Source organism: Kineosporia corallincola, from assembly GCF_018499875.1.
GTDB lineage: Bacteria > Actinomycetota > Actinomycetes > Actinomycetales > Kineosporiaceae > Kineosporia > Kineosporia corallincola.
Window position 1 is genome coordinate 163096 of the sequence record NZ_JAHBAY010000011.1, and the last position, 13125, is coordinate 176220.

General features: G+C 69.6%; 14 protein-coding genes. 1 reads left to right on the forward strand and 13 read right to left on the reverse strand.

The features are described 5' to 3' along the window. Positions 1-17: 17 nt before the first annotated feature. The 9 genes from KIH74_RS24925 to KIH74_RS24965 all read right to left on the reverse strand — a co-directional run bounded on the left by KIH74_RS24925 (position 18) and on the right by KIH74_RS24965 (position 8791). On the reverse strand, positions 18-968 hold the full coding sequence (locus tag KIH74_RS24925) for a carbohydrate ABC transporter permease (protein WP_308113995.1): 951 nt from the start codon (positions 966-968) through the stop codon (positions 18-20). Next, positions 961-2280: an ABC transporter substrate-binding protein gene (locus KIH74_RS24930; protein WP_214158597.1), complete on the reverse strand. Its 1320-nt coding sequence runs from the start codon at positions 2278-2280 to the stop codon at positions 961-963. Before KIH74_RS24930 ends, KIH74_RS24925 begins: the two co-directional genes overlap by 8 nt. 170 nt (positions 2281-2450) lie before the next feature. Further along, complete coding sequence (locus KIH74_RS24935; RefSeq protein ID WP_214158598.1) at positions 2451-3206, reverse strand: cobalt-precorrin-6A reductase; 756 nt, start codon at positions 3204-3206, stop codon at positions 2451-2453. Positions 3207-3210: 4 nt separating this feature from the next. Beyond that, entirely contained in the window at positions 3211-3972 is a 762-nt protein-coding gene (gene cobF, locus KIH74_RS24940; protein WP_214158599.1) for a precorrin-6A synthase (deacetylating), read from the reverse strand. Continuing rightward, positions 3972-4715 (reverse strand): precorrin-4 C(11)-methyltransferase, encoded by a 744-nt coding sequence (gene cobM, locus KIH74_RS24945; RefSeq protein ID WP_214158601.1) that lies wholly within the window; start codon positions 4713-4715, stop codon positions 3972-3974. Before cobM ends, cobF begins: the two co-directional genes overlap by 1 nt. Then, complete coding sequence (cbiE, locus tag KIH74_RS24950; RefSeq protein WP_214158603.1) at positions 4712-5977, reverse strand: precorrin-6y C5,15-methyltransferase (decarboxylating) subunit CbiE; 1266 nt, start codon at positions 5975-5977, stop codon at positions 4712-4714. The genes cobM and cbiE overlap by 4 nt, the downstream gene beginning before the upstream one ends. 395 nt (positions 5978-6372) lie before the next feature. Next, entirely contained in the window at positions 6373-6573 is a 201-nt protein-coding gene (locus tag KIH74_RS24955) for a hypothetical protein (protein ID WP_214158605.1), read from the reverse strand. 34 nt (positions 6574-6607) lie between these two features. Further along, positions 6608-8248, reverse strand: coding sequence for a glycoside hydrolase family 13 protein (locus tag KIH74_RS24960; RefSeq protein ID WP_214158606.1), 1641 nt, complete (start codon positions 8246-8248; stop codon positions 6608-6610). A 30-nt stretch (positions 8249-8278) separates the two neighbouring features. After that, positions 8279-8791 (reverse strand): DUF2505 family protein, encoded by a 513-nt coding sequence (locus KIH74_RS24965; RefSeq protein ID WP_214158608.1) that lies wholly within the window; start codon positions 8789-8791, stop codon positions 8279-8281. 165 nt (positions 8792-8956) lie between these two features. Here KIH74_RS24965 and ettA point away from each other — a divergent pair, with 165 nt between their 5' ends. Further along, entirely contained in the window at positions 8957-10639 is a 1683-nt protein-coding gene (ettA, locus tag KIH74_RS24970) for an energy-dependent translational throttle protein EttA (RefSeq protein ID WP_214158609.1), read from the forward strand. A gap of 63 nt (positions 10640-10702) precedes the next feature. Here the strand turns inward: ettA and KIH74_RS24975 are convergent, their stop codons facing one another. The 4 genes from KIH74_RS24975 to KIH74_RS24985 all read right to left on the reverse strand — a co-directional run bounded on the left by KIH74_RS24975 (position 10703) and on the right by KIH74_RS24985 (position 13102). After that, a complete protein-coding gene (locus tag KIH74_RS24975) occupies positions 10703-11680 on the reverse strand; it encodes a lysylphosphatidylglycerol synthase transmembrane domain-containing protein (protein ID WP_214158610.1) in 978 nt (325 codons plus the stop codon). Positions 11681-11775: 95 nt separating this feature from the next. Further along, positions 11776-12072, reverse strand: a complete 297-nt coding sequence (locus tag KIH74_RS24980) for a hypothetical protein (RefSeq protein WP_214158611.1) — start codon at positions 12070-12072, stop codon at positions 11776-11778. A gap of 146 nt (positions 12073-12218) precedes the next feature. Next, a complete protein-coding gene (locus tag KIH74_RS37970; RefSeq protein ID WP_281418125.1) occupies positions 12219-12344 on the reverse strand; it encodes a hypothetical protein in 126 nt (41 codons plus the stop codon). Positions 12345-12493: 149 nt separating this feature from the next. Continuing rightward, the gene (locus KIH74_RS24985; protein ID WP_214158613.1) at positions 12494-13102 is read right to left on the reverse strand and encodes a hypothetical protein; all 609 of its coding nucleotides are present in this window, start codon (positions 13100-13102) and stop codon (positions 12494-12496) included. Between the last annotated feature and the right edge of the window lie 23 nt (positions 13103-13125).

Consider the following 13125-nt stretch of genomic DNA (forward strand, 5'->3'; position numbering starts at 1 on the left):
GGGGTACCTCCCTGGTATCAGTCAGCACCGCTGATCCGGCGGACGATCAGGATGTTGATGAGTGAGATGACCAGCACGAGAAGGAAGATCATCCAGGCGACGGCCCCGGCATAGCCGAATTCGAAGCGGGTGAAGCCGTTCTCGATCAGATACATGGTCAGGGTCTGGAACTGCCTCAGCGTGCCGCCCTGGATCGCCCCGGCGCCCGGCGCGAACAGCAACGGCTCGGTGAACAGCTGCACCCCACCGATGATCGAGGTGATCGTGGTGAACAGGATGGTCGGGCGCAGCAGCGGCAGCGTCACCGACCAGAACTGGCGGGTGCGCGATGCCCCGTCGATGGCGGCGGCCTCGTAGAGGTCGCTGGGGATGGCCTGCATCGCGGCCAGGAAGATCAGCGCGTTGTAGCCGGTCCAGCGCCAGTCCACCATCATCGAGATGGCCAGCCACGACGACCAGGTGTGCGCGGTCCAGTCGATCGAGGCCACGCCGAACCAGCTGAGCATCCAGTTGGCCAGGCCGAAGCCCTTGGCGAAGATCATCCCGAAGATCAGCGTGACCGCGGCCACCGAGGTGACGTTCGGGATCACCACCCCGATCCGGAACAGGGTGCGGGCCCTGATCTTCCGGTTCAGCGTGACCGCCAGCCAGAGGGCCAGCGCGTACTGCGGAACGGTGGAGACGACGAAGATGCCGAAGGTGTTCTTCGCGGCGTTCCAGAACTGCTCGTCGCTCAGCAGCTTCTGGTAGTTGTCCAGCCCGGTGAAGGTGTGCTCACCGAGCAGGGGCCAGGCGTGCAGCGACACCCAGAAGGTGTACAGCAGCGGGAAGGCCCCGAAGATCGCGAAGAGGATGAAGAACGGCGAGATGAACGCGTAGGGCGACCCTTTCAGGTCCCACCGGCTCAGACGGCTCCGCCAGGGGGAGCGCGTCCGAGCCGGTGCGGCCGGGGCCAGGGTGTCAGACACCCGCCGCGGCCTTGGCGCTCTGGATCGCCTGCTGCCAGCCTTCCTCGGAGGTGCGCTGACCCTGCTCGACCGATCGCAGGTCGTTCTCGATCGCGTCACGCACGGCCTGGTTCTTCGCGCCCAGGTAGACCGGCTTCAGGCTCTTGGCGCCCTGGACGAAGATGTCCGCCACCGGGGCGTCGCTGAAGTACTCGTTCTTGAAGTCCTTCAGGGCCGGGTCCTCGAAGTCCTGCGGCGAGGACGGCAGGTTGCCCGCCTCGTTGAACGCCGACAGCTGGCCCTCCGGGCTGCTCAGGAACTTGGCCAGTTCGACGGCCGCCTCCTGGTGCTTGCTCTGGGTGGGCACGGCGAGGAACGAGCCGCCCCAGCTGCCGCTGCCGCCGGGCACCGTGGCGATGTCCCACTTGCCCTCACCGGCGTCGCCGGCCTGGCCCTTGATGTTCGCGGTCATCCAGGCGGGGCAGGCGATGGTGGCGAAGTCGCCGCCCTTGAAGGCCGCGTTCCACTCGGTGGTGAAGCTCTTCAGGTTGGCCGACAGACCGGCGTCGAGTACCTTGTTGGTGGTGTCCCAGGCGCTCTTGACGGCCGGGTTGGTGTCGAACACCAGCTTGTTGTCCCGATCGAAATACGTGTAGCCGGTGGTGTTACCGGCATCCTGCATGAGGATCGAGTTGTAGGTGTTCGTGGCCGAGTCGACGAACTTGGCGTCGCCCTTCGTGCCCTCCAGGAACTTCTTCCCGGTGGCGATGTACTCGTCCCAGGTGGGCCAGAGGGCGGAGACCTCGTCGCGGTCGGTCGGCAGGCCGGCCTCCTTGAACAGGTCGCTGCGGTAGCACATGGCCAGGCCACCGACGTCGGTGCCGAGCCCGATCGTGGTCTTGCCGTCGGCGGTGGTGGCCTGGGCGTTCTTCCAGTCCAGCCAGTTGCCCTTGAGCTCGTTGAAGCCCTCGTCCTGGAAGTTCACGAACTTGTCCGGCGCCTGGAGGAACTGGATGATCGCGCCTTCCTCGATCGCGACCACGTCACCGGCGCCGCTGCCCGCGGCGATGCGCTGGGTCAGCGCATTGGTGTACTTGCCCAGGTCACCCTCGTTGGACTCGACGATCTTGATGTTCGGGTGCGACGCCTCGTACTCCTTGTAGAGGGCGTCGTAGCCGAACGTGCCGAAGGTGGACACCTTGAGCGTGATCTGCTCGTCGGAGCCGGTGCCACCCTCATCGTCGTCACTGCCGCAAGCGGCCATGGTGAGCGCGAGTCCTGCTACCGCGGCCAGGGCGACCAAACGCCGGCCGCCGCGCATGGAGGGGCTCATGGCTATCTCCTTTCGGGGCCTCTTCGACCCGAGGTACGTCTGTGGGAGCGCTCCCAAACGTGCGCTCCGGGCATATGGGTCGTCAAGGGATTCTTGGGAGCGCTCCCATGGTGTTACGCAGTTGTAATAAACCCAGGGCGCGTTCTAGAAGTGGCTGTCCTCGGCCGGATTCAACGTTGTCCGGGGAGGTCGCGCAGCCAGGACAGAGCGCTCTCGACGGCGCTCACGGTCGGGACGCCGGGCGGGAGGGGCGGCCGCTCGACCATGATCACCCCGACGCCCGCCTCCCGGGCTGCGGCGAGCTTGGCCGCGGTCATCGGGCCGCCGCTGTTCTTGGTCACCAGCACGTCGATCCGGTTCTCGTGCAACAGTTTCCGCTCCGCGTCGAGGGTGAACGGGCCGCGGTCGAGGATGATCCGGCAGTGCTCCGGCAGCGGCCCGTCCGGCGGCTCCACCGCGCGCAGCCAGAAGTGCTGGGGGAGGGGGGCGAACGCCCGCGTCTCCTGTCGGCCGGTGGTGAGCAGTACCCGGGTCGTTGCTGGGGTTGCTTCGAGAAGTGCTGCGGCGCCCGGAATGTCGGGGGCGCTCGTCCACCGGTCGCCGGGCTGCGGCTGCCACGGCGGTCGGTGCAGCACGAGTAACGGCGTTCCGGTGGCCCGGCAGGCCGCCGCCGCGTTCGCGGTGATCCGGGCGGCGAACGGGTGGGTCGCGTCGACCACGGCCGAGAACCCTTGTGCGGTGAGGTATTCGGTCAGGCCCTCGACGCCGCCGAAGCCGCCGACCCGCACCTCGCCCTCGGGCAGGCGCGGCGACGAGACCCGCCCGGCGAGCGACGAGGTCACCGCGATGCCCTGGGCGGTCAGGCCGGACGCCAGGCCCCGGCCCTCACCGGTCCCGCCCAGCACCAGCACCCGGCGCTGTGCCATGGTCTCAGCCCCGGCGGCGGCGCAGCAGGTAGGTGTCCATCACCCAGCCCTTGCGGGCCCTCGCCTCGGCCCGGGCCCGCTCGATCTGCGGCCCGACCTCGACCACCGGCCCGCTGAACAGGATCTCGTCCTTCGTGCCCAGGTACGCGCCCCAGTAGATGTCCACGTCCGGGTCGGTGACGTGGCGGAAGGCGCAGTCGCCGTCGAGCATCACCACCACGTTGTCCTGCCCGGCGGGCAGGCCGTCGGCCAGTAGCCGGCCGGGGGTGATGTGGATCGGCTCGCCGATCCGGTTGAGCGGGATCCGGTGCCGGGCGGTGAGGGCGTGAAGACTGCTCACGCCCGGGATCACGTCGTACTCGAACGCCACGTTGCCGCGGGCGATCAGCTCCTCGACGATGCGGATGGTGCCGTCGTAGAGCGACGGGTCGCCCCAGACCAGGATCGCGCCCACCCCGTCGTCGTCCAGTTCCGTGGCGATCATCTGCTCGAAGATCTCCGCCCGGCGGTGGTGCCAGTCCTTGACCGCGTCCCCGTAGGCCTGGGCGGTGCGGTCGCGCTCCGGATCCGTCGCCTGCACGAAACGGTAGGCGTGGCCGGTGATGTGGCGCTCGCAGATGTCGCGGCGGAGCTGCACCAGGTCGTCCTTGGCGCTGCCCTTGTCGATCAGGAAGAAGGCGTCGACCTGGTTGAGCGCTTTGATGGCCTGCACGGTGACGTAGTCCGGGTCGCCGGCACCCACCCCGATGATCAGTACTTTGCGCATCAGTGCCGGCACCTTTCGGTGGAGTAGAGGTGGCTGTCGGGGAACTCGCTCGCGGTCAGCACCGGGCCGACCACGATCACCGCGGTGCGCCGGATCCCGGCCTCGCGCACCTGCCCGGCGATGGTGGCCAGGGTGCCGCGCAGGATCTGCTCGTCGTCGCGGCTGGCCCGCGCCACCACCGCGACCGGGCCGTCGGTGCCGTAGACCGGCCTGAGAGTGGCCACCACGTCGTCGATCTCCTGGACCGCGAGATGCAGCACCAGTGTGGACCGGCTCTGTGCCAGGCTTTTCAGGTCCTGCCCCTCGGGCATGGCGGTGGCGCGGCGGGCGATCCGGGTCAGGATCACCGACTGGCCCACCCCCGGCATCGTGAACTCGCGCTTCAGGGCCGCGGCCGCGGCCGCGAAAGCCGGTACGCCGGGCACGATCTCGTAAGGGACGCCGAGGCCGTCGAGTCGCCGCATCTGCTCGGCCACCGCGCTGAACACCGACGGGTCGCCGGAGTGCAGCCGGGCCACGTCGTCACCGGCCTGGTGGGCGCTCAGCAGCTCGGCGACGATCTGGTCGAGGTCGAGGCCGGCGGTGTCGACGAGCCGCGCGCCCGGCGGGCATTCGGCCAGCAGTTCCCTCGGCACCAGCGAGCCGGCGTACAGGCAGACCGGGCTCTTCTGGAGGACCCGCAGCCCGCGGATCGTCAGCAGGTCGGCGGCGCCCGGCCCGGCACCGATGAAATGAACGGTCATACCGTGCCTTTCCAAGCTGCCCACTGGGTGACGGGCATCGCCGGCCGCCAGCCGGTGAACCGGCCGATCGGGGCGGCGCGGGTGATTTCGATCCGGGTCAGCGTGCCGCCGTACTCGTCCAGGGCCTGGGCCAGCATCATCTCCGACTCCAGGGTGGTCACGTTCGCGACCATCCGGCCGCCCGGGGCCAGGGCCTCCCAGCACAGGTCGATCAGGCCGGGCGAGGTCAGCCCGCCGCCGACGAAAATCGCGTCGGGGGTGGGCAACCCGGCCAGCTCGGCGGGCGCGGAGCCGACCCGCACGTCGAGGTGGGGCACACCCAGCATCTCGGCGTTGCGCCCGATCCGCAGCGCGCGCTCGGGATCCCGCTCGATGCTGACGGCCCGGCAGGCCGGATGGGTGCGGAGCCATTCGATCCCGATGCTCCCGGCGCCGCCCCCGACGTCCCACAGCAGTTCGCCCGGCTCCGGCGCGAGCACGGACAGAGTGACCGCGCGCACATGGTGTTTCGTCAGCTGGCCGTCGTTCTCGTAGGCCTCGTCGGGCAGCCCGGGCACCCGGGACAGCCGGATCGGGGCAGGCCCGGGACGGCAGAGCACGGCGAGCACGGTGAGCGCCCTCGATCCCCGCGGCGCATGCTCCGGGTAGCCCTCGGCGGGCCATTCGCCGGCGGACGCGCTGACCCGCGACTCGTCGTCGGCGCCGAGGTTGCTCAGCGCCGTCAGCTCGCTGGGCCCGAAACCGTGCTCGCGCAGCGACGCGGCGACCACGGCGGGGGTGGTCTCGTCGGGTACCAGCACCAGCAGGCGGCGGCCCGGGCTGAAGGAGGGGGTGAGCGTGGCCGGAGGCCGGCCCACCAGGCTGATCACCTCGGTGTCCTGCTGCGCCCAGCCCAGCCGGGCACAGGCCAGCGACACGCTGGAGGGGTGGGGCAGCACGGTCAGGTCGAAGCCGGGAGCGACCCGGGCGATGGTGGTGGCGATGCCGAAGAACGTCGGATCGCCGCTGGCCAGCACCACCTTGCGGGCGCCGGGCGTCTTCACCAGCAGCAGCGGGAGCGCTCGCAGCAGGGGGCTGGGCCAGGGCACCCGGCGGGCCGTGACCTCGTCGGGCAGCAGGTCCAGCTGACGGTCGCCGCCGAACACCACGTCGGCGCCGAGCAGTACGTCGCGGGTGGCGTCGGCCAGCCCAGGCCATCCGTCCGCCCCGATCCCCGCGACGGTCAGGCGTTCGGGCGGGGGCAGCGGCGGAGCGGTGGACACGCTGGACACCCTAGTTGAGGCGGTGCGGGGGAGCGGGGGCGGTGGGCGCTGGCGTAGGTGGGGCAGCCTGGCGTGGGCGTGGGCGTGGGCGTGGGCGTCGTGCGCCTGGTGGGCCTCGGCACGGACGAAGCCCCTGGCGTCGCTGCGAACGCCAGGGGCTTCTCCATCTCGTGCTGATGCGCGTGACGGTGGGGACTGGTCTGCGGCCGATGGCGCTCAGGGCCGCGGGCTGTGCGGCCCGGCACTTCCACGCCGCGGCACGGCCCGTCCGTCACGGCGGGCGGTCGACCCAGGTCGGCCCGAGGTGAGCGCCCTGGGTCGGGCCGAGGTCCGCCCGGAGCGGTTCGGTCACCCCGGACGGACCCTCGACAGCCCGGTCAGCCCGGTCAGCCCGGTCAGGCCGTCAGGAACGTCGGTTCCGGTCTGCCCGGCGGCGGTGGTGCGGGATCCGGCCCCGGCCCGGGGAACGGTGGGCTGGGTGTGGGCGGCCCGGGCACCGGACCCGGGTGCGGGGGTTCCAGCGGCGGGTCCGGCTCGGCCGGGGGCAGGGTGCTGTCGTCTGGGGGCAGGGTCATCCCGTCGAACGGAATGGTCATGGTGTTCCCCCTTTCGTCGGAACGGGTCGGAGGATCAGCCGGTCACGATCCACGCTGCCGCGTCGGGCGGTAGCAGCCCCCCATCGACGGAAAGGCTCGACAGGACCACCCTGCCCGGCGGCAGCGGGACCGCAACCTCACCTGTGTTCAGCATGCAGATGAAGCCCTGGCCCCGGGTCAGCCCGAGCACCTGGTCCTCCTCACCCGTCCAGACCAGCGGCCCGCCGCCGGCACCGAGCTGGGGCAGTTCCCGCCGCACCCGCAGGGCCTGCCGGTACAGCGACAGCATCGACCCCGGATCGCCCTGCTCCGCCTCGACCGACAACTCGCCCCACGACGGCGGCTGGGGCAGCCAGCCCTCGCCGTCCCCGAAACCGAACGACGGGCCCGAACGTGCCCAGGGGATCGGGACCCGGCAGCCGTCGCGCCCGCGCTGGGTGTGCCCCGAACGTTGCCAGGTGGGGTCTTGCAGCAGCTCGTCGGGCAGGTCCTCGATCTCCGGCAGCCCCAGCTCCTCGCCCTGGTAGAGGTAGACGCCGCCGGGCAGCGCCAGCACGTAGAGAATGGCCGCGCGGGCGCGGCGGGTGCCCAGCTCCAGGTCGGACGGCCCCTCGGGCCAGCTGTGCGCGTCGGCCTGCGCACCGGTGCGCCGCTGCGCGCGGCCGAGCCGGGTGACGTGCCGGGTGACGTCGTGGTTGGAGAGCGTCCACATCACCGGCGCCCCGACCGAGTCGTGCGCCTCCAGCGACGCCCGGGCGGTGTCGCGCAGCTCGCGAGCACTCCACCGGGCGCGCATCAGCTCGAAGTCGAACGCGGTGTGCAGCCGCTCGGGGCGCAGGTACTCGGCCAGCCGGGCCGAGCTCTCCACCCAGGCCTCGGCCACGAAAACCCTGGGCGGGTCGTAGGAATCGCCCACCCGGCGCCACTCCTGCCAGACCTCCAGCACGCCCGGCCGGTCCCAGTAGGGATGACCCGCGCCCCGGACCCGGTCGAGCAGCTCGCTCTCGGGCAGGTTCAGGTTCGGCAGTGCCGGGTCTTTGATCAGGCCGTGCGCCACGTCGATGCGGAACCCGTCGGCGCCGAGGTCGAACCAGAACCGCAGCACGCTCTCGAACTCGGCGCGCACCTGCGGGTTGTCCCAGTTCAGGTCGGGCTGCCGGACGTCGAACAGGTGCAGGTACCAGTCGGCCGAACCGGCCACCCGCTGCCAGGCGCTGCCACCGAACACCGACTGCCAGTCGTTGGGCGGCAGCTCTCCGTCGTCACCGGTGCCCGGGCGGAATATGTAGCGCTCGCGGGCGCCGGGCTCACCGGCCAGCGCCGCCGCGAACCAGGGGTGCTCGTCGGAGGTGTGGTTCGGCACGATGTCGAGCAGAACCTTCAGGCCAACCGCGTGGGCTTCCCGGATGAGCGCCTTCGCCTGGTCCAGGTCGCCGAACGGGGCGTGCACGTCGCGGTAGTCGGCGACGTCGTACCCGCCGTCGGCCTGCGGCGACGGGTACCAGGGGTTGATCCAGACCGCGTCCACCCCGAGCGCGGCCAGATAGGGCAGCCGGGAACGGATCCCGGTGATGTCGCCCAGGCCGTCGCCGTCGGAGTCGGCGAACGACCTGATGTACAGCTGATAGGTGACGGCGGATCGGTACCAGTTGTCGCCGGTCTCGTTTCTGGTCACGGAACCGAAGCTACCCGCGCCCACCGACAACTACATTCCGTACGGCACCTGTCGCTCCAGCCACTGGAGCCGGAACTGGTGTTCCTCCTCCAGACGCCGGCTCAGCGACTCGGCGACCTCCGGGCCACCCTTGCGTCCCAGCCGCCCGTAGGTCTCGATCTGCACCGAGATCGAGAACTTCGTGCCCACGGTGCCCGCCGGCTCGAGGGTCAGCTGGCCGTCGATGGTCACCTGGGGTGCCGCCGATAGTTCGACCTTGTACTCACCGGTGCGCGCACCGTTCCAGGCGGACGGCTGCCAGATCAGCGACTCGGTCGCCATCGACTTGCCACCGAAGAATCGGCGCGCGGGCATGAGGTCCGCGGCCTGACGTTCGGCGACATGCCGGAAGACGCCCGCGCGCTCCCTCAGCTCCAGGACGTGGAAGTCCTGGTAGCCCAGCTGTTTCGCCTTCTCATTAAGATGTTCCAGCCGGGTCATCATCCGGAACGTCACCATCGGTGAGACCCCGTAGACCCAGCCCAGATCGAACTGCGCTGACATGGCTGAGTGTCCTCCTTGCTGCCGGAGCCTAGGACATGACTGCGGGATGATCAGAATTGGTAGGACAACAGGGCATGGCCAGGGCGTTCACAGTTACGACGGCGGAACTGGCAGTCACCGTTGACACGGCCTGGTGAGTGCCCTCACTGAGATAGCCTGTGGGTCGTGGCTGAGTACATCTACACCATGCGTAAGGCGCGGAAGGCGCACGGCGACAAGGTCATTTTGGATGACGTGACGCTGTCCTTCCTGCCCGGTGCCAAGATCGGCGTCGTCGGACCCAACGGTGCCGGTAAGTCGAGCGTGCTGAAGATCATGGCGGGAATCGACCAGCCGTCGAACGGTGACGTGCGGCTCGATCCCGAGGCCACTGTCGGCATCCTGATGCAGGAACCAGAGCTGAACGAGTCGAAGACGGTCCTCGGCAACGTCGAGGAGGGCGTGGGCGAGATCAAGGCCAAGCTCGACCGCTTCAACGCGATCTCCGAGGAGATGGCGTCGCCCGACGCCGACTACGACGCGTTGCTGGCCGAGATGGGCGAGCTCCAGGAGGCTCTGGACCACGCCGACGCCTGGGACCTCGACGCCCAGCTCGAGCAGGCGATGGACGCGCTGCGCTGCCCGCCCCCCGACGCCGACGTCTCCGTGCTGTCCGGAGGTGAACGCCGCCGGGTGGCGTTGTGCAAGCTGCTGCTGTCCAAGCCGGACCTGCTGCTGCTCGACGAGCCCACCAACCACCTGGACGCCGAGAGCGTGCAGTGGCTGGAGCAGTTCCTGGCCTCCTACGCCGGCGCCGTCCTGGCCGTCACCCACGACCGGTACTTCCTCGACAACGTGGCCGAGTGGATCCTCGAGCTGGACCGCGGCCGGGCCTACCCCTACGAGGGCAACTACTCCACCTACCTGGAGAAGAAGGCCCAGCGTCTGGCCGTGCAGGGCAAGAAGGACGCCAAGCTGGCCAAGCGCCTGGCCGACGAGCTCGACTGGGTGCGGCAGAACGCCAAGGGCCGGCAGACCAAGAGCAAGGCCCGCCTGGCCCGTTACGAAGAGATGGCGGCCGAGGCGGAGCGCACCCGCAAGCTCGACTTCGAGGAGATCCAGATCCCGGCGGGTCCCCGCCTGGGTTCATTGGTGATCGAGACCCAGAAGCTGGGCAAGAGCTTCGGCGAGCGCGAGCTGATCAAGGACCTGTCGTTCAACCTCCCGCGCAACGGCATCGTCGGCGTCATCGGCCCGAACGGTGTGGGTAAGACCACGCTGTTCAAGACCATCGTCGGTCTGGAAGAGCCCACCAGCGGCCAGGTCCGGGTCGGCGAGACGGTCCTGACCTCCTACGTCGACCAGAACCGCGGTGGTCTCGACCCGAAGAAGACGCTGTGGGAGACGGTTTCCGACGGCCTCGACTACATCAAGGTCGGCCAGGTCGAGGTGCCCTCGCGCGCCTACGTGGCGGCCTTCGGGTTCAAGGGGCCCGACCAGCAGAAGCCGACCGGTGTGCTGTCCGGTGGTGAGCGCAACCGGCTCAACCTGGCGCTCACCCTCAAGCAGGGCGGAAACCTGCTGCTGCTCGACGAGCCCACCAACGACCTCGACGTGGAGACGCTGGGGTCGCTGGAGAACGCGCTGCTGGAGTTCCCGGGCTGTGCCGTGGTCATCTCCCACGACCGGTGGTTCCTCGACCGGGTCACCACACACATCCTCGCCTACGAGGGCACCGAGGAAGACCCGGCCAACTGGTACTGGTTCGAGGGCAACTTCGAGAGCTACGAGAAGAACAAGATCGAGCGGCTCGGTGAAGACGCCGCGCGTCCGCACCGGGTCACGCACCGCAAGCTGACCCGCGACTGAGATCAGGGCAAAAACTGAGGACGGCGATGAGCCCCGGCCGGGGCTCATCGCCGTCCTCAATTTTCACACCGCGCTCTGCCTGCGCAGCACGAGAAGAGCCAGCCAGCCGATCGGAACGCGCACCCAGAACGTGATCAGGCGGAACAGCACCGCGGCCGACAGCGCGACCGGCTTGTCCACGCCGATCACCACCAGGCCGCCCGCCAGCGCCGCCTCGGCCGCGCCGATCCCACCCGGCACCGGCACCGCCCCCGCGATCGCCGAGCCACTGATCACCACGACGGCCAGCAGCACCAGCGGGGCGCTCTCGCCGAACGCCCACAGGGCCGAGCCGAGCACCGCCACGAACCCCAGCGTCACGGTGAGATGGCCGGCCACCGCCAGAGCCAGACGCCGGCGATCGGTGACGATGTCGCGCAGCTCGGGGCCGGCGTCCCGGAACGGCCGCACCACGTACTTCGTGACCAGCGCCCGCCCCCACGGCCAGAACCGCAGCAGCACCAGGAGGGCCACCACCACACCCAGCGCCGCGCCCACGGTCATCCAGGGCACGTGCGGCGCGTCGGACAGCGACCGGCCCGAGGCCACCAGCAGCAGCACCACCAGAACGGCCGTGACCAGCACGGACGTGGTCTGGACCAGCCCGACCACGGCGACCGCGACGGCCAGCGGGATGCCCTTGCGGGTCAGGTAGCGCACGTTCAGCGCCAGCCCGCCGGCACTGGCCGGGGTGATCAGATTGACGAACGAGGTGGCCAGCTGGACCAGCGTGGTCTGCCCGAACGGGAGCTTGCCCGGGGCGAAAGCGACGAACCCGGCCGCGCTGCCGACGATCGGCAGCACCGAGGCCAGGCAGGCCAGGGTCAGCCAGAGCGGGTCGGTGGAGCGCAGACGCTCGAAGAGGTCCGCGAAATCCACCTGCTGGAGCAGCGCATAACCGCCGAGAACCGTGGCGAGCACCAGCACGACCCGCCCGATCACCCGGCCCCACCCCGGTTCCCGCTCCGGTTCCGGCGCCTCCTGCGCAGGTAGTGGCCGCACAGCTGGCGTTTCCGAGGGCACCGACACGCCCAAACCTTCGCACAGCGTGCTGACCAGGAGAAAAATGAGAGACGACGAATGACCTGCGGGACCGCTCAGCCGGGTGGGAACAGCGCGGCGAGTTCCTCGATGCGGGCGATGCGGGCGGTGTCGGTCATGACCTCTCTCGCCAGCCCAGGCAACCCGGCGGCCGACCGGGCGAGATCCCGGCGCTGATCCTCGGACAGCTGCGACACGTCGAGGATGCCGAGGTGGTATTCGGATATCTCGCGAAGATGGTTCGCCAGATCCTGGCCACGCACCAGGCCGGCCAGGGTCTCGACGGCCCAGTAGAAGTCCCAGGACGAGACGTCCCAGCTCAGTTCGGCGGAGAGGAACACGGATCCGGCCATTACCTACCCACCATGAAGACTCGGGGACCCAGGGGCTCGATGATCTTCTGGATCCGCTCGATCTGGGCGGCGGTGAAGCCGGAGACGTCGACGGGCACCAGCTCAGCCTTGCCCAGGTGCTTGTGGAGCTGCCAGACGAAAGTATCTCACTGCCGATCAAGGAACCGGCCGGGAAATCCGCCCATCGCGTCGTACACGGTGCCGTGCTCGTCGAGCCAGTCGCCCGGGCTGCCCTCCGGAATCCGGGTCAGAGTGACACCGCGCTCGTCCATGATGCGCCTCGCGGTGCGGTATTCGAGGGGCCGGAACTTCTTGATCTCCGGATCCCAGCCGAGGTCGTACTCCCACGTTCCCGGCTGGGGATCGTCCGGCCACCGACGACGGGTGGGTGGCCCAGACGGTCCCCCCGAACCACCCGGTGTCAGTTTCCCGGCGAGGAGCCGTTCTCCCGCTTCTTCCCGTCGTTGTCGGTGTTCTCGTCCTTGTCCTGCTCACGGTTCTTGGAGTCGTCTTCCTGACGCTTCTCCTCGCCCATGTTCTCGGCCTGCTCGTGCTCGCCCTCGGTGTCGGTGCGGGAGCGGGCCAGGCGCTCGAACAGGCTCTCGATGTCTTCGCGCAGGCCGGACAGGCGGGAGGTGAGGGCGTTGTGGTCGGCCTGCTCGGCGCCCTGCACCGCCTCGTCGACCAGGGCCACGGCCGCCTCCAGCACGTTCTGGGTGGCCTCCAGCTCGCTCAGGGCGAGGGTCAGGTGCTCGGCCACCTCGGTGGTGCTCATCTGCTCGTTGATCTCGTCGAGCGTGGAGGTGGCGTTCTCGAAACCGGTCTGCGCGCTGTCGAACTCGGCGCTGATCTTCTCCAGCGCCTCGCCGGCCATGCTGATCGACTGGGCGACGCCGTCCCACCCGTGCTCGTAGGACAGCTCGATCTGCCCGCGGGCGTACTCGAGGGTCTCCTCGGCGCGGGTCCTGGCCTCGTCCACCGCCGTGCTCACCGCTTTGACGTCGGTACTGATTTCTTCGGTGCGCGACATTGGTCTCCCTCGGATGGGTTCGC

Excerpts from the sequence above, each read along its gene's own strand:
- KIH74_RS24955 (WP_214158605.1), bottom strand. The coding sequence starts at position 6,573 with ATGACCATTCCGTTCGACGGGATGACCCTGCCCCCAGACGACAGCACC.
- KIH74_RS24980 (WP_214158611.1), bottom strand. The coding sequence starts at position 12,072 with ATGGCCGGATCCGTGTTCCTCTCCGCCGAACTGAGCTGGGACGTCTCG.
- KIH74_RS24935 (WP_214158598.1), bottom strand. The coding sequence starts at position 3,206 with ATGGCACAGCGCCGGGTGCTGGTGCTGGGCGGGACCGGTGAGGGCCGG.
- KIH74_RS24965 (WP_214158608.1), bottom strand. The coding sequence starts at position 8,791 with ATGTCAGCGCAGTTCGATCTGGGCTGGGTCTACGGGGTCTCACCGATG.
- KIH74_RS24985 (WP_214158613.1), bottom strand. The coding sequence starts at position 13,102 with ATGTCGCGCACCGAAGAAATCAGTACCGACGTCAAAGCGGTGAGCACG.
- cobM (WP_214158601.1), bottom strand. The coding sequence starts at position 4,715 with ATGACCGTTCATTTCATCGGTGCCGGGCCGGGCGCCGCCGACCTGCTG.
- KIH74_RS24930 (WP_214158597.1), bottom strand. The coding sequence starts at position 2,280 with ATGAGCCCCTCCATGCGCGGCGGCCGGCGTTTGGTCGCCCTGGCCGCG.
- cobF (WP_214158599.1), bottom strand. The coding sequence starts at position 3,972 with ATGCGCAAAGTACTGATCATCGGGGTGGGTGCCGGCGACCCGGACTAC.
- KIH74_RS37970 (WP_281418125.1), bottom strand. The coding sequence starts at position 12,344 with ATGGACGAGCGCGGTGTCACTCTGACCCGGATTCCGGAGGGCAGCCCG.